This is a genomic window from Paenibacillus sp. BK720 (assembly GCF_011761545.1).
GTDB lineage: Bacteria > Bacillota > Bacilli > Paenibacillales > Paenibacillaceae > Pristimantibacillus.
The window spans coordinates 597,099-615,420 of sequence record NZ_JAASRQ010000001.1 but is presented as its reverse complement, the minus strand read 5'-3'; the positions used below and the strand labels follow the sequence as shown (position 1 = coordinate 615,420).

Annotated in this window: 20 protein-coding genes; 1 reads left to right on the top strand and 19 read right to left on the bottom strand. The window is 51.9% G+C overall.

Annotated elements, in window-relative coordinates:
- Positions 1 to 3: 3 nt before the first annotated feature.
- Entirely contained in the window at positions 4 to 903 is a 900-nt protein-coding gene (locus tag FHT67_RS02655) for an alpha/beta fold hydrolase (RefSeq protein WP_167195416.1), read from the top strand.
- 42 nt (positions 904 to 945) lie between these two features.
- Here FHT67_RS02655 and FHT67_RS02650 read toward each other — a convergent pair whose 3' ends face one another.
- From FHT67_RS02650 to FHT67_RS02565, 19 genes are all read right to left on the bottom strand, one after another.
- Positions 946 to 2,112, bottom strand: coding sequence for an FAD-dependent oxidoreductase (locus FHT67_RS02650; protein ID WP_481856666.1), 1,167 nt, complete (start codon positions 2,110 to 2,112; stop codon positions 946 to 948).
- Positions 2,113 to 2,273: 161 nt separating this feature from the next.
- Positions 2,274 to 3,077 carry an ABC transporter permease gene (locus tag FHT67_RS02645; RefSeq protein ID WP_132303653.1) on the bottom strand — a complete coding sequence of 268 codons (804 nt, stop codon included), beginning with the start codon at positions 3,075 to 3,077 and terminating at the stop codon, positions 2,274 to 2,276.
- Positions 3,074 to 4,099, bottom strand: coding sequence for an ATP-binding cassette domain-containing protein (locus FHT67_RS02640; protein WP_132303651.1), 1,026 nt, complete (start codon positions 4,097 to 4,099; stop codon positions 3,074 to 3,076). The genes FHT67_RS02645 and FHT67_RS02640 overlap by 4 nt, the downstream gene beginning before the upstream one ends.
- A gap of 200 nt (positions 4,100 to 4,299) precedes the next feature.
- The gene (locus FHT67_RS02635) at positions 4,300 to 4,488 is read right to left on the bottom strand and encodes an S-layer homology domain-containing protein (RefSeq protein WP_347880064.1); all 189 of its coding nucleotides are present in this window, start codon (positions 4,486 to 4,488) and stop codon (positions 4,300 to 4,302) included.
- A 278-nt stretch (positions 4,489 to 4,766) separates the two neighbouring features.
- A complete protein-coding gene (locus FHT67_RS29860; RefSeq protein ID WP_347880063.1) occupies positions 4,767 to 5,663 on the bottom strand; it encodes a YVTN family beta-propeller repeat protein in 897 nt (298 codons plus the stop codon).
- A 71-nt stretch (positions 5,664 to 5,734) separates the two neighbouring features.
- Entirely contained in the window at positions 5,735 to 5,863 is a 129-nt protein-coding gene (locus FHT67_RS30285; protein ID WP_279591512.1) for a hypothetical protein, read from the bottom strand.
- 483 nt (positions 5,864 to 6,346) lie between these two features.
- Positions 6,347 to 7,027 (bottom strand): glucosaminidase domain-containing protein, encoded by a 681-nt coding sequence (locus FHT67_RS02625; RefSeq protein WP_243866878.1) that lies wholly within the window; start codon positions 7,025 to 7,027, stop codon positions 6,347 to 6,349.
- 36 nt (positions 7,028 to 7,063) lie between these two features.
- Positions 7,064 to 9,847: a hypothetical protein gene (locus FHT67_RS02620; RefSeq protein ID WP_167195408.1), complete on the bottom strand. Its 2,784-nt coding sequence runs from the start codon at positions 9,845 to 9,847 to the stop codon at positions 7,064 to 7,066.
- Positions 9,840 to 10,178, bottom strand: coding sequence for a hypothetical protein (locus tag FHT67_RS02615; protein ID WP_132303644.1), 339 nt, complete (start codon positions 10,176 to 10,178; stop codon positions 9,840 to 9,842). Before FHT67_RS02615 ends, FHT67_RS02620 begins: the two co-directional genes overlap by 8 nt.
- A 3-nt stretch (positions 10,179 to 10,181) precedes the next feature.
- On the bottom strand, positions 10,182 to 10,355 hold the full coding sequence (locus FHT67_RS02610; RefSeq protein ID WP_167195405.1) for a hypothetical protein: 174 nt from the start codon (positions 10,353 to 10,355) through the stop codon (positions 10,182 to 10,184).
- 19 nt (positions 10,356 to 10,374) lie between these two features.
- Positions 10,375 to 11,538 (bottom strand): hypothetical protein, encoded by a 1,164-nt coding sequence (locus FHT67_RS02605; protein WP_167195402.1) that lies wholly within the window; start codon positions 11,536 to 11,538, stop codon positions 10,375 to 10,377.
- A gap of 11 nt (positions 11,539 to 11,549) precedes the next feature.
- Positions 11,550 to 13,610 (bottom strand): DUF4815 domain-containing protein, encoded by a 2,061-nt coding sequence (locus tag FHT67_RS02600; protein WP_167195399.1) that lies wholly within the window; start codon positions 13,608 to 13,610, stop codon positions 11,550 to 11,552.
- An 11-nt stretch (positions 13,611 to 13,621) separates the two neighbouring features.
- Entirely contained in the window at positions 13,622 to 14,137 is a 516-nt protein-coding gene (locus tag FHT67_RS02595; RefSeq protein WP_132303625.1) for a hypothetical protein, read from the bottom strand.
- Positions 14,138 to 14,201: 64 nt separating this feature from the next.
- On the bottom strand, positions 14,202 to 14,933 hold the full coding sequence (locus FHT67_RS02590; protein WP_132303623.1) for a hypothetical protein: 732 nt from the start codon (positions 14,931 to 14,933) through the stop codon (positions 14,202 to 14,204).
- Complete coding sequence (locus FHT67_RS02585; RefSeq protein ID WP_132303621.1) at positions 14,930 to 15,940, bottom strand: baseplate J/gp47 family protein; 1,011 nt, start codon at positions 15,938 to 15,940, stop codon at positions 14,930 to 14,932. The genes FHT67_RS02590 and FHT67_RS02585 overlap by 4 nt, the downstream gene beginning before the upstream one ends.
- 1 nt (position 15,941) lies before the next feature.
- Positions 15,942 to 16,343, bottom strand: coding sequence for a DUF2634 domain-containing protein (locus FHT67_RS02580; protein ID WP_132303619.1), 402 nt, complete (start codon positions 16,341 to 16,343; stop codon positions 15,942 to 15,944).
- 25 nt (positions 16,344 to 16,368) lie between these two features.
- Positions 16,369 to 16,827, bottom strand: a complete 459-nt coding sequence (locus tag FHT67_RS02575; protein WP_167195396.1) for a DUF2577 family protein — start codon at positions 16,825 to 16,827, stop codon at positions 16,369 to 16,371.
- Positions 16,828 to 16,845: 18 nt separating this feature from the next.
- Positions 16,846 to 17,334 (bottom strand): DUF2577 family protein, encoded by a 489-nt coding sequence (locus tag FHT67_RS02570; RefSeq protein WP_167195393.1) that lies wholly within the window; start codon positions 17,332 to 17,334, stop codon positions 16,846 to 16,848.
- 30 nt (positions 17,335 to 17,364) lie between these two features.
- Entirely contained in the window at positions 17,365 to 18,315 is a 951-nt protein-coding gene (locus FHT67_RS02565) for an XkdQ/YqbQ family protein (protein WP_208403090.1), read from the bottom strand.
- Positions 18,316 to 18,322: the final 7 nt, after the last annotated feature.

Sequence of the window (18,322 nt, the reverse complement as noted above, 5' to 3'; positions counted from 1 at the left end):
TGGGTGGGTGAGTTAATAAGTATTCGAGGTAGGAATCTTTATGTAGAGCAATACGGCCAAGGTTATCCTGATGCGCTCTTGTTTCTTCACGGCGGTCCGGGAGCCAGTTGTCTGGATTTTTGTTACCATCAAGCAAAAGCACTAGGCCAATCGATTTGGGTCGTTGCAATCGATCAACGCGGCGTATTACGTTCGGATCCTCTGGAACCGGGAGACTCATGTACATTAGATGATCTTATTGAAGATTGCGAGGCATTACGCAGTTACCTGGGTATTCAACAGTGGTCCGTATTAGGCCATTCTTTTGGGGGATATCTGGCTTTTTCTTATGCTTACAAGTATCCGGATTCCATAAAAAGGGTGCTATATGAAGCCCCCTGTTTCGATGTCAGCTCATCAATGGAATCTCTTATAAAGAGAGCTTACGAACTATATCGAGATATAAATCTAAACGATGCCGAGGAGATTAGAAAGATTCTTCGAAAAAGCTTTGGCGCAAAAGAGCTCTGGGAAGCGATAGGACCTGTATTTCAAATTTTGGGCAGTGATCATAAGGATCGTCTTTATTTGCATTCCATAGACCCCATGGAATTTAATGAAATCTACAAAGACCCTTCCATTCCGGAAGAGAATTGGTCGAGATCCAGGACGCATTCAGCCTCGCTAGAGATTGAAGGTCGTTTTTTCGAAAGTCTGATCCCCTTGTTCCCATCAATAACACAACCGTCGTTACTATTGCATGGACAATACGATCCCGTTTGTGCCGAAGATCAAAAGACAGCCTTCATAGAGAAAACTCCACATGCGGAGATTATTGTTTTTGAAAACAGTGCTCACTTCCCTAGAATTGAAGAAGCGGATAAATATACTCGTGCAGTAGAGCAGTTTATATTGTCGCATTGATAAAAAAAGCTGTGCCAGTAAACGGCACAGCCTCACGTATTTTCACTGGGCAAACTGCGCATGAATTTCGTCAAACAATGCTTTCAGGTTTGGAGCGGCATTGTCCGAGAACATCAGCTTCAGATTATCGTCGGACGTTTCTGCAGACTCTGCCGAATACTCGTACATCTTTTCCTCGTAGGCTTGAATGGCCTGATCGGTAACTTCATGACTGGCAATGGCAAGAGCAAGCTCCGCTGCGTCCCGCATGGCAAGGTTAACGCCTTCGCCTGCAAACGGAGACATCAGATGGGCAGCGTCCCCGATCAGCGTAATCCCCGGCTTATGCTCCCACTTCAAGCCTACAGGCAGCATATAAATGCGTCTTGGCAGAACAAGATCCTCGGACTTATGAATGTAATCCCGGAGCGGCTCTGCCCAATCATCGAAAAACGCTAGCAGCTGCTTCTTGGCCTCCTTCGGCTTGTCAAACGGGATACCGCAGGTGTCCAGCCAGCTTTGCCCGGCCGTAAAGGTCAAATATACTTTAATTTTACCGTCCCCATTTAGCTGCGCAAGTATTCCTTTGCCATCATCAAGCGCAAACACCTTGCCTCTTGCGTTAAAAGCCGCCTGATCCGGATGCGCCTTCGCATCCACATGCAGCTCAACCATCGTTAAACCCGAATACGAGACCTGCGCCTCGGTCAGCAGCGGGCGAAGCTTGGAGAAAGCGCCATCCGCGCCTATTACAAGATCAGCGGTCACTTTCTCGCCATTGTCAAAATGAAGCTCATGCTGACCGCCTTCCAGCGCAACGGCTTCCGTCAGCTTGCATCCGTAACGGACCGTTCCAGTCTGCAAAGCATTCAGCAGCAGATCGCATAACGCCCCGCGGTCAATCTCCGGACGGTCGCCTGGCTCACCGTTCTCCGCTCTTTCATCCATATAAATCTTGCCGGTTTTGTCAAACAGGCGGAAATCCTCTCCCTCATAACGGGCAATTGCCTGGAATTGCCCGAGAAGCCCCGCTTCCTTCAGCGCCATCTGGCCGGAATCCTCATGAATATCAAGCGAGCCGCCTCGCTGGGCGTTTCCATCCTGAGCGTCCCGTTCATAGACCGTTGCGGCGATGCCATGCCTTTGCAGGATGAGGGCGAGGGTAAGTCCGCCTGGACCTCCGCCGATAATCGCGATATGTTTCTCTGTATGATTCATCATAAAGTTCATCTCCTATATCCATGTTTGTTGTTTGTTTCTTACACGGATATAGTAACGCTGCTCCTTAAACTGAATTTAAACCCGACCAAAAACTTCGCTTTTTTTAAAATGACCGCCTCTAAAATAAAAAAAGAGATGGCCATTATGCCATCTCTCCGATAAAGCAAATGTTATGTTCGGCGCATATAAGCGCGAACCGTAATAGGCGCAAATACCGCAACGATAACCAGGGCGCCCACCAAAGACCAGACAAGATCCGAGCCAACCGTGCCGGAATTGGTCAACTCCCGGACGGCCGAGACAACGTGGGAAACCGGGTTGATGTTTACGAACCACTGCAGCCATTTTGGCATCGTATCTGCCGGTACGAATGCATTGGACATAAACGTTAACGGGAACAATACGAGCATTGAGACCCCTTGCACGCTGGAAGCCGTACGGGAGATAACGCCAAAGAACGCAAAGATCCAGCTCATCGCCCAGGAGACGAAAATAACGAGCAAACCGGCAAGAACAACGCTGCCGACCCCGCCGTCAGGACGGTAGCCCATAATGAAGCCCATGGAAAACGTAAGCACGGTAGCAATCGTATACCTGATCGTATCGGCCAACAGGGCTCCCGCGAGAGGGGAGATCCGGGCAATCGGCAAGGATTTGAACCGGTCGAAGACGCCTTTGTCCATATCCTCCCGGAGCTGAACGCCGGTTACGATGGACGTGGTGATTACCGTCTGGACAAGAATACCCGGTATGATCACCGGCAGGTAGCTCTGCACGTCCCCGGAAATCGCTCCGCCAAAAATATAGGTGAACATCAAAGTGAAAATGATCGGCTGCAGCGTAACGTCAAAAAGCTGCTCCGGAGTGCGGCGGATTTTCAAAATCCCCCGGTATGCCATAGTCAACGAGTGACGCAAGGATTGCGTAAAACTCGTGTGGTTTTTCAGATGACCTGTTTTTACTGATGAACTCATACGTTTACAGCCTCCGCTCTTTTTGTTTCGGTTCCCGCTTCTTGCGTTTTTTCTTCTACGCCATGTCCGGTAATGGTCAGGAATACTTCATCAAGGGTCGGCTTCTGAACGCTCACTTCGGATAAAGTAATGCCTTTCTCGCGAAGCGCAATTAACAAATCCGTAACCAGGTCGGCATTGGCCATAGGGGCCGTAATTTTGGCAGCTTCGCTTGTTAAGGTCGCTTGTACCTGAAGCACATGCTCGACTGTATGCTGGGCGATTTGGATATCGGATGGATTCTGAACTCTCAAATGCAGCGAAGACGTCCCTACGGATTGCTTCAATTCGTCTACCGTGCCCTCAGCCACGACATGACCGCGGTCAATAACGGCGATCCGGTCAGCCAGCTGGTCAGCTTCATCCAGGTATTGGGTCGTGAGCAGAACCGTCGAGCCCGTATTCACCAGTCGGCGGATCGTATCCCACATTTGGGCGCGCGTACGAGGATCAAGGCCTGTTGTCGGTTCATCCAGGAAGATCAGCGGCGGCTGGGCGATCAGGCTGGCAGCGAGGTCCAGACGGCGTCTCATACCGCCGGAGAAATTCTTAAGCGGGCGCTTGGCCGCTTCCGTCAGTCCGAACTCTTCCAGAAGATCGGCGGCTTTCTTCCGCGCTTCCGCACGTCCCAGTCCAAGCAGACGGGAGAAAATAATCAAATTCTCGGTTGCGCTGAGCGACTCGTCAACCGACGCGTATTGGCCGGTAACGCCAATTAATTGGCGGACGATCTGCGATTCCTTCTGCACGTCATGACCAAAAATCCGGGCAGAGCCCGCATCCGGACGCAGCAGCGTCGCCAGCATGCGGATCGTTGTTGTTTTGCCTGCCCCGTTTGGACCAAGCACGCCGTAAATGGTGCCGGCTTTCACGTTCAGATTGACGCCGTCTACCGCCTTGTTATCTCCAAACACTTTAACAAGACCGTTGGCCTCAACCGCCCAGTCGCCGTTGTTTGGCTTCTTTACATTCTTATATTCCATTCCTGTTTCCTCCCAAGAATTGTTGATGTCATCATCTTACCGTTCATTTTTAAACTGAATTTAAACGATCGTTACATTTCGAATCAATGCTTCAATCTTAAGTCAATCCCTTTACTGGTAAATCAGTCTGCAGATGTATTCGCGTATGACCCTCAGCACGAAAAACAAAAAAACCGCCCGGAACCCGGGCGGTTTACCGCTTAATTCGACAATCCGGCTGACCGGAGCATCTTCATGACCAGCACTGTCGCCTGCTCTTTGGTGACGGTAGTCTGAGGAGCCAGGCGGTGTGTGGACACGCCTTTCATAATTCCGCGCTCAACGAGAAGAGCAAGCGAAGCTTCCGCGTAGCCGGACAATTTGGAGCGGTCCGCGAAATGGTTCAGCACGGAGGAATCCGCCTGAGGAATTCAACTAAAGATAAGGATTCCTTAATAGATCTGAAGTCCGTTCGGCTCGCCCTTCTATCTCTAGTTTAGCCTGTGGGTTAAACTCCTCTTGCCATACGATCGTAAATATTCCTTTGCCGGGAATGGAAACTTGGCAAATCGAGTTTTCTCTGTTCATGCCGGACAGCCGTTCCATTAAATGTTCCGCCGTTTGGATTTCTATCACAGGAATCACCATCCTTATTCATATCGAGCTTAAACCACATGGACTGCGAATCTTACGGATTTACTCCTATTGCGAATGGACGAGCACCCACCGGAATGGTGAAAATAACGGTTTGGGTTTCTCCATCAATGACGGAAACGGTGTTGTCATCCTGATTGGTCACATAAATTCGATTCGTTATCGGATTGACTCCGACTCCGTTAGGATTGTTTCCAACAGCTATGGTATCAATGACGATATTCGTTAATCCGCTAATAACGGAGACGTTGTCACTGTCCCGATTCGGCACATAAATCGCATTCGTCGCCACATTAACCCCCACCTCAGCCGGAGTAATTCCAACCGGAACATTGGTAATGATCGTATTAGTTGCTCCGTCGATTACGGTGACAAAGTTACTAGTAAAGTTGGATACATAAATTCGGTTCGTTGCCGAATCGACGCCGACTCTAAAAGGATTGACTCCAACTGGGATGTTCGTAATGACCGCATTGGTCGCCCCGTCTATTACAGTAACCACATCTGAATTAAAATTTGCCACATAAATTCGGTTGGTTATGGAGTTAACTCCTAGTCCAGAAGGAAAAGGATTGCCTCCGACGGGTACAATAGTAGCCGTCACCGTGTTGGTTAATCCGTTAATGACGGTAACGTCATTGCTGTTGAAATTCGCCGTATAGATCGCATTGGTCGCTGTATTTACTGCCGCGTCCCCGGATCCATCCCCCACAGGAATGGTCGCAATTACCGTATTGGTTGCTCCATCAATGACCGAGACTTCGTCACTATTCACGTTTGCGATATAAATTCGATTGGTCAACGGATTGACATCGACTCCCGCCGGATTTACTCCGACGTCAATGGTGGCAATCACCGTGTTTGTCTCCCCGTTAACGACGGATACAGTGTTGCTGTTGAAATTTGCAACATAAATACGATTGATGGACACGGACCCCGCCGGTCCGGCAGGTCCTGTCGCTCCAACGGGACCTGTCGCTCCCGCGGCTCCTGTCTCCCCGGTTAGTCCCGTTGCACCTGCAAGTCCTGCTGCTCCAAGTGCTCCTGCAAGCCCTGCAAGTCCTGCGGGTCCTGCTGCCCCGAGTGCTCCTGCAAGTCCTGCAAGCCCAGCTGGTCCAAGTGCTCCAGCAACCCCTGCGGGTCCAGCTGTTCCAATAGCTTCAGCAAGTTCTTGCAGTAATTGCGGTCCTTCTAGCGGGGGTCCTGGAGGTCCTGGAGGTCCTGGAGGTCCTGGAGGTCCTGGAGGTCCTGGAGGTCCTGGGGGCCCTTGGGGTCCTCGTGGTCCCGGAAGCCCAGGAGGTCCATTTAATTTACCCATAGTGATCCACCTCGTTATTATCAAATAAAACATTGGTTGCAAAGCAGTAAATAATATTCATGAGTTAAGATGATGGCCATTAACAAATCCGGACTATTATCAACGTCTCCTACGATATAAGCACACTTAAAGATATGTATTGATATTATAAAAAAATGCATGGCTACTTTATCGTGAAACACAATTGAACTAAATGCTTCCGCCCTTTAGCGTTCACTCTAATACTTATTTTCTGATGACAAATAGAAAAGAAGACGTTACTCCCTGACCCCAGAGAGTAACGCCTTCTTTTTTTCTTATTTTTTTGTGAGGTCAACCCGTTTCTCCTGCCCGTTCCACTGTACCTTCGCGCCAAGCGCTTCGGCCAACGTACGGACGGGGACATAAGTGATGCCTTTGGAATCGTCATACAAGCCGTCGTCGATTTTCTTGCCGTTCACATAGACGGTGATGGGCTCCATTTCCTCTTCCCCTCTCTCCTCCTGCACGTCGTCCAATTCCATTTCAATGACATCAAATGCGGTCAAATCATTTGTTCTAATGATGGACATCAGCTTTGCCGCATAATCCGGGTCGGTAGCGTATCCGCAGGCATATAATGCCATCGTCTGCTGCTCCGGGGTTTTGGCTGACCGAACGCGGTCGTAGCGGCGCTTGGCAAACAACAGATCCTGGTCTTTATAAAAGTCGTAAATGGAATCATACGCCCGCCAATCTGCCTTCTGAGCAACCCTGGTCCCGTTATAGACCTCCCAGGTGGAAGTGCATACCGTACGCCCTTTCCAGAAGGCATTCGGACTCCCGCTGCCAACCTTGTAGCCGCCAAGATTGTTCCATTCATGAATTTTCCCGCCGGTCTCCAGCCAGTTCTGCGCCAGGCGTACGCTTGGCAGAAGCGGCGATCCTTCCTTCCGCACCTTCACAACGGTAGTTGACAGAAAGGCGAAAAACGCCTGTTTCGTAAGCAGCTGCGCCATTTGCTGAAAATGCACCCCCTTCGCTTTTTTGAGTGACTATTCGATGAAAAGCTCATTTCCCGAAACGGCAAGCCCAACCTTGCCGCCAGCCGGATAAAGCGACAGCTTGCCGTCGCGCCCATTGTAATAAGCAGATCCAGCCCGAAGCGGAACGTCTACCTCGGCAATCCCCCGGATTGCTACTTCCACAACCTCTCCGGAAGCGCCATTAGAGCAGGCTATCCCCTGCGGCGTTAGAAATGGCTTTCCGTAGGATAATTTTTCGTCGTCGCTGTAAGCGGTCATATAGATCTGATTGCCGTTCGGATCAGCGCCCATGCAGAAATACCGGTAATCTCCAAGCGGAAGAAACACGGGCAGCGTCCCCTCCGAACACGGAAACGGGTAGTGCTGATCTTCCGCATCCGAATCTATATCCAGCAGGCTTAAGAACATGGTTTGATGCGGATCCGATAAACTTGGGCTTCTCCCGCTATCCCATCTGGCCTGGTAGAATACAACGGCTTTGCCGCCGGACTCCACTCCAACTTTAACGTCCAGCGTTTTCCGGTTCACCGATCTGGTGTCTCCATATTGAAACAGCTTGTTATTGGAGAAACGGTAAGGCGTAAGCTCCAATAGCTCCCCATTCACATTGTGGGTCGTCACCTGGACAAATCCGCTTCTGCCGTCGGCAATGAGTCCTCTTGTTGTTCGGTCTACCAGCTCGAAATACTTGTCGGCCAGCTTGCATAACAAGCCGTTACCGTCCATCTCTACCACAATCATTTTTGAATCGGTGTGGATGGCGGCAAGGCTGGTACCAATCCGAATGGCAGAAGCATTCATTCTCTGATAATCCAGGTACTCCACCTGGTCAAGAGGCTTAAAAGTGACGCCGGACTCGTTAATCAGAAAGCGGATTACCCGGGCTGTAACGGAAAAGCTAGAGTTCACGCCTACATGGAGCAAATAACCGTTTCCAAGCTTTAAAATCTGACTTTTCATATAAAATTCCGATAGATTTAAGCTTGTTGTTGTCTTTCCGCCAAGCCCCGTGTCCGTTATGCTGCCCGTTAACAGCTTGAACTCCTCGAACGAGCTGCCCGTATTAAGCTGCTTCGAGTCGTAGGCAGGGGTAATTCTCTGTTTGTATAACAGCGCAATAACGCCGGGAGCCAGCTCCACGATGGATAGATTATCGACATGACTGTAAGAGAACGTATGAGACTGAACAGGCTTATAACCGTCTTCAACCGGCTGAAAAATGGACAGCTTTCCATGCCACGTATCCCGTTCCCGGTATGCGACTACGACATAACCGTTGGACAAAGCTAAAGAAGCCATGCTTCTTGTAATCAAGCTGTTATGGTCACCGGTTGCCGAATGAAATTCGCCGACTCCGGAGCTGATGAAACGGGCAGGCGACCACCCGCAGCGGAACAGCTTCAATCTGCCTTGGCCCGCCGCTATAAAACCTGTTGCAGCATGGGGGCAAAAAAGAAAGCCGTAAGCCTCGGCGCCTCTGTCCCAAATATTGATCAGCTGTTCTTTTACGTTCAGATCATCAATTAGGTTCTGATCAGGCGCCATCTTGAAAAGGATAGCCTGGGTATAGGCGTAGCCAGGCTCGGGTTCATGACTAAACGCGAGCACAAACAAGGATTGACCGATAGCCGTCAGCGTCAGCTTGTTATAACTGCTTTTGACCGTAGTCAGGAGTGTCTTGGACGTTATCTGTTTATTATTCCCGTCGGTCGTGTCAAAGAGAGTCAAGACAAGCGTTCCGGTTGCCTTATTGGATACCGCGGTCACGAACCGCTTCTCGGATATTTTGACGGCATCATAGTAGGCATCGGTTACATTGCTTGCCGTAGAACCTCCGTTAACCGGAATATTCGCGGCTTCGCGCAAAGTAATCGGATGAAAGGTCAAAGCGGTATCCAATTTGATACTCAAAATGAAATGGACCGGTGAAAGCACCCAATGCTTAAGCTCGATCTGCCAGCTCCCCGCCGTAACGATAACGGACTTATCGGCGCCCACGGCAAGCCTTTCCCCGTTCCAGGTCACCACTCTCGTAACAAGCGAGCCCTTCGTGTCGGATTCCTTCACCCAATAGCTTGCTGCGAACATACCCGCCGATAACCTGCTGAAGGCAAATCCCGAATACAGGTTCGCAGCGGCGTCAATCTCCGTCGCATCCCCTTCAAGGGAGATCTTATCATTGGGACCGATATTGCATACGGATGCCTTTAGCCTCCAAGGGGCTGCTTTCGTGCAATGCCATACCAGCAAAAACTTGCTGTCGCTTAAGCTTTCGATCGCCGGGAGCGAACCGGAATACAGCTCCAAGCGGGCTGGTTCACCAAGCTGCAAACCGCTATCGTTCCATCGGATCGTCAGCAACGTCCATAACGATGTATTGGATTCCAGGTAACAAAGGATGCCCATCTCTTCCGAAAGCGGCTTGAATTGAAACTCATTTATACCCTCTACCCCATAAATCGGAAGCTTCTTTACAGCCGATACGGACATTCCGCCTGCTCCCGTTTCCACCCGGTATATCGAAATGACTTTCTGCGATGCCCCGATATACAGATAGCTGTTGCCTCCCATGAAATAAAAGGCCTTACCGTATTCCTCGCTGTCCAAATAAAGCACATCCGGACTAAACCGGGGCAGCGCGTCAACAGGCATTTCGGCATTCCTGTAAAGCATGTTGTCAAAGATCGAGACGACGTCATCCTTCTCGATCGACTCTCCCGGCGCAACCGGGAAGGAGCGTCTGATCGAAGACGTTCCGCCGCCGCCGGTCAACCCTTTTAAGGAGCTATACACCCGGAATCACCTCGACTCCGGAGATATCGAGCGACAAGGCGCCGGCAACAGCTTGAGACGCCGCTATCTTTGTTCCTTTCGGCAGTACCGTCTCAAAAGAAAACTTGACGGTATCCTCGCCGCTGATGCTGGTCCCAATCCGCTGGGTTTCGGCGCTTGCCGTTTTTCCCGGCCGGATAATGTACAGCTTCAGCTTGGCGCCTATGCTTGTAGTGTTATGGATGACGATGCTCTTAAGGATCGTCTTTTGCTGCAGCGTCACAAGCTCCGTCAACGTTACGCCCGGCTGTCCCGCATATAAGTCCACCGCGGAATAGACTTCATACGCCATTTTCTAGCCCCCCATCCAATGCAGGCAAAGCGAGTTGCTTATTTTCACGTTCATTTCCTTCTTCAGCCGCTCGAGCTGCTCTTCCGTCTCATCCAGCGCCTGATTCACCTTCTGCGCCCCGGCATATAGGCTGTCCGGGGCAGCCGGATCCAGATTAATTCGGTTCGTCTTGCTCATCGCTACTCCCCCGCTTCTCCTAAGATAAAGTCACCATCAGCCGCTTAGCCCGCGGCGTCTCCGCTTGGCTGTTTACCGAATTCGATTGTTTAATGCGGATCCGGACCTTCTGCGAGGCTGCGACCGTTCCTTCATATTTGAACTGCGTATAGACGCCTGACTGCTGGCTTACCCTAGGCGTTGGAAAAGCTACCCAAGTAGCCGCTCCGTCCACGCTGTACTCTACGGTTTGCGTAGTTCCTGAAGGCGTATGGAAATCGACGTAGACAGTAATCTTCGTAAACGTTTCGTTCGTAAACCATTCCTTGCTGACATAGGTGCCGTTTGCTTTATAGGACAAAGCCCCGGCACCAATGGCACCGGTCTGGATGACCGGCGAGCTCTTCGCGTTGCCCGACAACAGAGCCCGAACGTAAACGTCCTTGGTCATCGTACCGAGGGCGGTTACTCCCGCGTCGTTAAGCGCATACCAATTGGCTCCGTCCGACGACCACTGCCATTGCAGATTGCTGCCTTGCGGAACGACCTGGCTTGTCGAGAGCAGCAGTTGAGAGACGGCGATCGGCAGCGGCAGCTTTCCGAATTTCAGGATTCCGGACGGCTTTTTGAACTCCGCAGCGTACAGACGGAACTTCAAATCCATATCCTGATGAGGGGTCCAAGCCGTCGCGTTGGAGCTCGAGAAGAGCAATCCAACGGTGTACGGCTGACGCGAGACGATATTGCCGCTCGCGAGATCCTCGCCGGACATTTTTGCAACAAACACCCGATATTGGCTCGAGCCCGTCAGTACCACAACGGCGTATTCCACATTGGCTTGAAGCAGTACCGGATCGCTGAACGCGAACTTGGTCGGCACGTCGCCCTTCAGCGATACTTTTACCGAGCCGGCTTCCAGTACTTTGGAGGCCAGGACGGTTGTTCCCGGATAACCGTTCACCACGTTGCGAAGCTGTACCGTAACCGGCTTTGCCTTATAAGCGCTGCCTCCCGATGCATCCGCATCCCTGGTTTCGAAAAAGAGCTCGATGCTTGTAACGAACCGCTCCTCCGGCAGCAAAAAGGTCTGGGCAAGCGGATCAATCTGATTCCACCACGGCACCTGCCAGAAGGTCTGCTCGATAATCTGCTTACGGCCGACGCCAACATAAGAGGTTCTTGATTCATTTTGAATCTGGGCCACTTTTACCCCTCCTACACGTAGTTAAAAATACGAACTTCCCTCGTACCTGTCCGGATGTTCGGCGGAATGGCAAAGGTAGCGACAAATTTGCCTGCGCCATTGGCCTTTATCGTGCCGGGCTTTGTTCCCGCTTCATAGCTATTCGCCGGAACCAGCATTACGTCCACGCCGTCAAAGGTGGCCTGCAGGTTATTGCTGTTTGGTTCAAAGCCTTCGCCGTACACCGTTACAACCCGCTGACGGATAAACGGAATATTCTCGTCCAGAATGACGCGGGTCTCCGTCCGGTTGCCGGTCCACCAAGCATCCCACCAGCCCCATACCGTCTGATAGATGTAGGATGTCTCCACCCAGGAATCCTGGGAAGGCGTCAGCCGGATCGTGGCCTGGGAGCCAAACACCTGATACGGATTGACGTTAAGCGCCTCCGTTCCATAGCTCTGATCAATGATGAGCTGCTCCGCATAGTCGAGGGTCAGGAGCCGTTCATGCTGATGCACCGAATCCAGACTTTCGACTTCCATTTCTAAGAAAAGCTGGTTTACCGGCAGCTGCAGCGTTTGATTCGAAGGGTCAATCATGGCATCGAAGCCTCGCTCGAGATCGGCGCGCTCAAAGTTCGTGAAGTTATCGGTAAAGAAGCCTTTCTTAAAAGTAGCCGGATCCGAAATCTGCGCCGTCCGGTCCAGCTCCAGCATCGCCTGGTTATATTCCGCCCGCTCCAGGCGGTCCAGCAGGGAGCGAAGCTCAAGCATCGTCAGCCGTTTCGGCTTGTTGTTCACGACAACAACGTCGGAGCCTGCCGGCGGATATTGCAGCTCGCCAAGCTCCAGAACATCCGGCGGCACGGGCGGCGAAGGCGGGTGAATATCGGATTGCCCGGTTACAATCCGGATCTGCCCGTCAGCGGTCAAATAGAAAGCGTCTTTGCGGGATAAATAGTAATCGTAGGTTACGTTAAAGATCGAGCCGGCAACCGGAAGATCGCCGTTCAGCCAGGTGACCTCATTTTTACCCGCCTCCAGCTTGTAGTCCGTGCCCTGCGCCATTTGCTTCATATACTCGAAGGTTACGCGGTACGTCTCCCCGATATTTGGCCGTGTCGTGCCGATAGACCAGTCGACGCTATTCTCGGTAAGCTGATAATCCTTGCCCTTCACGTAGATCTTTGTCCCTTGCACGATACTCACAATATCAACGACGGCCTCTGCGGGAAGCGCATCCTGTGCGGAGGAACCGCCTCTCGTCATGCTGATATCCGATAGTCTCACCCTGGCGGTAATTTCCTGAATGGCCTTTACCGGCTTGCTGTTCAGCGAGTAACGGGTCGTGCCGGCAGCGAAGGTTTTCACTTCGTCCGATACCCTGCGCGAATCGAGCGATTTCTTCAGCTTGATCCGGGTCGGAACCAATCTATTAATCTCGTAGCCCAGCACATAAGCCTTGCCCGCTTCAATGACAAGCGTTACGTAATCGCCTTCTGCCGGTTCGATAAAGCCGTCCATCCCCGAGACCAGGAAGCTTCCGCTTGCATCGTAGGTTCTTCTGGCAAGTACCGGCGTAAAGCCTTCCAGCTCCGGCGGAACCTTGGCGGTAACGACTTCCCCGTCAGCCAGCCGGTACATCGGAATAGCCGCCGCGTCGTTTAACACCCACTCGGGCGTCGCAACCAGCCGATCCATCCCCGGCGAGCCAAAGTTCGCGTAACCTACAGCCGGATCGAGCAGCTCTTTTTGCATTTCGTAAGTGACGGTTGTATAGGTAATCTTAAGGCCGATAATTTCCTCGCCATGACCCGTAATCGGAATGATTCTCTCGCCGATATCGTGAATCACGCCGTCGAAATAGACGGTTGCGGGAAAAATAATGACTTTCTTCTTATCATCCTGGACGTAAATTTGTCCGCCTTCGATCATATGGCCCGAGCCGAATATAACGTCGCCCATCCGCTTATCCCGGTATAAGGAGAGCGATTGCATCTCGTTTAATTCAGCCGACTGCAAACGCCTGCCGCTTTGCGCCTGCAGAGCGACCCAGCGTTTGTCCGGGGCGAAACGATTGTATATGCTCATGAACGTTCCTCCTAGAACTCTACGATAAATTCAAGAAACTCCCGCTGGTCCTCTGTCCGGTGAATCGGCGAGCGGTTGTTGACGACGAGGGCATAACCGTGGCTGCTTACCTCCTCCGCGGTAACGGCAAGCTTGCCGGGCAACGTGCTCTCGGCCAGAACCAAATCCGTTACAATGGCACTTTGCCGGTAGCTGACAGCCGGCAGCTCCGTACCGGTAATCCAGGCCGCAACATAAACCCAGCGAACGAGGCCGGACATGGCTTCCTCCTCCGTGATCATTTTCCAACGCTGCTCGAACTGGATAATATCCCCTTCGGGATCCGGGATAACAAAGCGGACCTTCTCAGCCTTCTTGTAGCCGATCGGCTCATTAAGCTGCGAGGAGCCTGATACCTCGGGTACCGTGTCGGTCTCATTCCAAGTTGACTGCTTGCCGATTCCGATCCAAATATTGTCGGTGCGGACGAGATGCAGCGCCTGAAACGCCCGCATCCCGGCGACCGAAGCCGTGTAACTGACTCCCATCTCATACTCCTCCTAAAAAGAATCTCGCGCTCACGTGCGATAATTCTTACTTCGTATGCCTTTCCTATGGATTCGCCGGAGCAATGGTAACTGCGGACTGCTGGATCCGCAGCTCCTTCTCCGTGAAGTACAGCTCATCGGTGAAAAACACGCCCGGCGACCACCAAGCACCCCGCTTTGCTTCCGCTTTACTGATTCCTGTATATATGGCCGCTACGGAACCCGTGCTGACCTTATTCCCGCTGACCTCATCATAATTCAGCTTTGTTTCCCGGTCCGGTCCCGGATACAGGCTGCGCATGGTCCCCGCCTTCGAATTGTCCAGCTTCACCGTCTGCTTCAGCATAACGGCAAGCCAATACTTGAAACCCGCAAAGCCGCTGATCTGAATCAGCTTGCGGACGATCTCGACCTGGTCCGGATTCACGTAAATCGCGGTAATTAGCGGACCAAAAAACTCGCCGTCCGGGAACATCGCGTCGTCGCCCGATAAGGTGTAGCCGTCATCCGGACTTAGCCGGAATGTCTCGAGCGCAGACAAGCCAAGCGCATCAATCGTTTCCCGGTTCAAGGTACCGGAAGAGCGCAGCTTGGCAAGAAGCGCTTCCCGGTCCTCCTCCTGCAGCTCCTGCTTCCACAAATAAAGCCACTCGTCCGGTGATTCGGACAAAAACAGCGAATGCAGCAGCCTCCCTTCCACATCAGGAATATCCGGCCCCGCTGCATCCATAATCGCATTCATCTGCCTGCTCTCGTGATAATAGTCAGGCAAATATTGAATTAGCGGCGAGGTCATACGATAATCACCTCCGCCTGAAGGCTCCGGTCAATCGGCAGCTCCAGATTCGCTTTGGGTTCAAGAATGGAAGCATCCTCCGCCCCGGCCGCGATAAGAGCCGCGACAATCTTGGACAAGTAGATCGTTCCGCCGATATCGACCTTCCTGAGGTATGCGTAAACGGCATTTTTCGCTGCTGCCTCATTTAATCCAATGACCTTGACCTTTACGGTCATCGGCTCCGGAATAACCGGCTTCACGATGACATCCACCCCAAGCGGCTTCTTCAACTCAATCAGCTTCCGCACCTCGAGGCACACATGCTCCAGATCGCCGTCGGCGCCAACAACAACATCCACCGTTCCGAGGCCGCGGCCGCAATTGATCGCCTCCGCGTAAGTGACGCCGGTTACGGACAACGCCCAGCGTTTGTAATCCGATTCGGTTCCGCCATGCTCGGGATTTCGTTTCTGGTACAAAATGCGGCCGCGAAGGGATTCATCGGATTCCTGATTCAAGCCGCCAGCAGCGGGAGCTATATGGTTAACCGTCCAAATATCCTTGACCGGATCAAATAAGAGACGGATCGTATCCGCTTTTACATTGCCGATAACACCGGGCTGTTTACACCTTGCCGTCACCGTTGTTTTCCCTTGGCTTCCGATCACCGCCTCCGCGGTTGTGGCATAAGAGATATCCGAGTTCTCGATACCAACCGTTGTCCCCTCCGGAATAACCGCATCCGGGATACCGGTAAACGTCAATTCGACCCAGGCTGCCGCAGCCGGCGTCCGTTCAAGACCGTAGTCTTTTGCGATTAAATCGAGAAAACGCCCCTCTGCCGTAACGGCGAAAGCCTGCTCCAGTATGCTGCGAAACTTGCTTTCCTCAATCCATAATTGCATGGCGATTGGCGCAAGGGCATCGTAGATAATCGAGCCTTCGCTTTTGTCCAGCCCGTTATCCACCCGGTCCAGCAGCTGCTGCAGCTTCGATTCGAAGCTAAGCGTATTTGTACCGTCCAAGCTACAACACTCCCTCGTACCGGATCAAACCCGATGTGGAATCCACCTTAAAGGCAGCTTTCACCTCGTCGTTTTCCCACAAGATCTCGAAATCATAGACACGGTTTATTCGTTCATCGTAAACAAGGGCTTCCGTTATCATCCGGCTCATCTCTACCTGAATAAAACCTTGCGTATAAGCCTTGCCCAGCATCAGCTGCACCTCGCACCCGTAGTCCTGCGAGTAGATGGGATAGGCAAAGCGGATCGTTTGAATCGCTTTATGTACAAACTGCTTGATGGCATCCAAGCCATCGATTTGCCGGCCGATTTCACCCGTCTCCAGATCAAGACTGTAGGTGCGCAAGACCGGCTTCTTCTTCACGATAACATCCGGAAACCCGATATCGGGGGTAAGCCCCATTTGCTCTCCGCCTTCCTGTAAGCAGTTAATAGGTTACGATCCGGTCGAAAACAAAAAACTTTTGTCCGCCCTCAAACGCAATGACCATCACTTTGTCGCCTTCTTTAAGCACGTCATCCTTCTTGTCGTCGTTGATGTAATGGATTTCGCCTTCCTTTAGGCTGAAATCTCTATCTTTGAGGCCGACTTCAACGGAGTAAGGATGGGTATGCGTGAAGGTGGACGATACTCCCGTATCACCATCGAATTTCTGAGTGCCAATCGTCGTTCCCCCGCTGTTAGTCAGATTCACTTTTCGCGTGAACCGGCACAGCCTCTCGGCAACCACGATCAGCTCCTTCGGAATAATCAGCTTGTCGCTGCCCCTCAGCTTGATTTTCAGATCGGGAGGAGCCGAGACAACCTCGGCTTCCATCAGCTCCGGCAGCTTCATCGCCTGGATGCTTTTGACGCTATGCTGTTTAATCAAGTCCCCAAGCGACATGGATGCACCTGCCTTCGGTTAATATTGGACAATCCGGTCGATGACGAAAAACTTCTGACCGCCCTCAAAGGTCATCACCATGACTTTGTCGCCCTCTTTCAATAGATCATCCTTCTTGTCGTCATTGACGTAATGGAGCTCGCCTTCCTTCATATCGAAGCTTCTGTTCGTCAAAGCCACCTCAAGCATCGTCTTCGGATGACCATGGGGAGAAGTATCGGGAGTAGGAGGCGGCACCGTGTGCGGCACCTCTGCAATGGTCACTTCAAAAGACTGCTTTCCGACATCCGTCTGCCTGCCCGCGTTCAGGTTGACCTTCTGCTTCACCTCGCATAGATGCTCGGCGACAACGATCAGCTCCTTCGGGATGATCAGCTTATCGCTGCCCTTCAGCTTTATCTCCAGCTCCGGCGGAGCCTTCGTGACCTCAGCCTCCATCAGCTCCAGCATCTTCAGCGACCGGGCGCTCTTCATGCTGTGCTGCCTGATCAGCTCGCCTAGTGACACTGCGGTTCACCTGCTTTCCATCCATTCAATTCAGGTCATCTCGGTTAAGGTCAGGGACATCTTGTGATAACGGCCGTTAAACTGATGATTGTCTTCCTCTACGGCATAGGTCTGTTCTATGCCGAGCTCCGGAACCTTCACCACGATAGCGGTGCCCGCAATAACCTCTGATATTCCGATAACCTCGTCAAGCTTAAGGGATTTCTTGACTTTCCCTTTCTCGGCGAGCAAGAGATCCGCCGCTTCCTGCAGCTGCGCGCGATTCTGCTTTTCCTTTACCTTCTCGTAATGCTGAAGGACGCCAAACTGCTTCTGCAGCGATTTGTTCTCCGCCGTGGCAATAATCGTCTGCTTCTCCTCGCCGCCCTGCAGCTTCACCTTCGTAACGGTCTCTTCAATCGATTCGCCGTACGAATAATCGATAAGGTTAATGCCGGTCTCGATGACCCAGTTCCGGCTGTTTTTCCTGTACGGCACGAGCTGTACTTTCCCTTCCTTGGAATACAGCGAGTAGCGGATGCCTTTCTGCCGGTAAGTGATCGCAAGCGCTTTTTTCGCCATATCGAACAAGGTCTCTTCATCGCATACCAGGTAAGGGATAACATAGCCGGTATCCTCGACGGTTCCTGCCGGAATGGAAAAGTCCGTGCACAGCTTGCTTAGAATCGCCGAAGCCTTCATGCTCTTGAACACGTAAGAGTCCTTGTTGTTCGAGAGATAGATTAACTGATCGTACGCGGTTAAGCTTAGCTTCCCGGGCTTGTATTCGGCGTTAAAGACAATCCCGCGAAACAGCTCCTCTTCCCCGTCATGCAGCATAATGCCGGAACCGTTAGGGATCATGGCAGGACTGACCTCGCCCTCCTTGGCAAAAAGCAGGCTGACCGCCAGCTTTCGCACCGCCTTCTGGGAGCTGCCCGACCATTCAACCGTTTCCACAAGCGTAGTGACATCCGTTGTTTTGCCGTTGTCGACAAGCATGACCCGG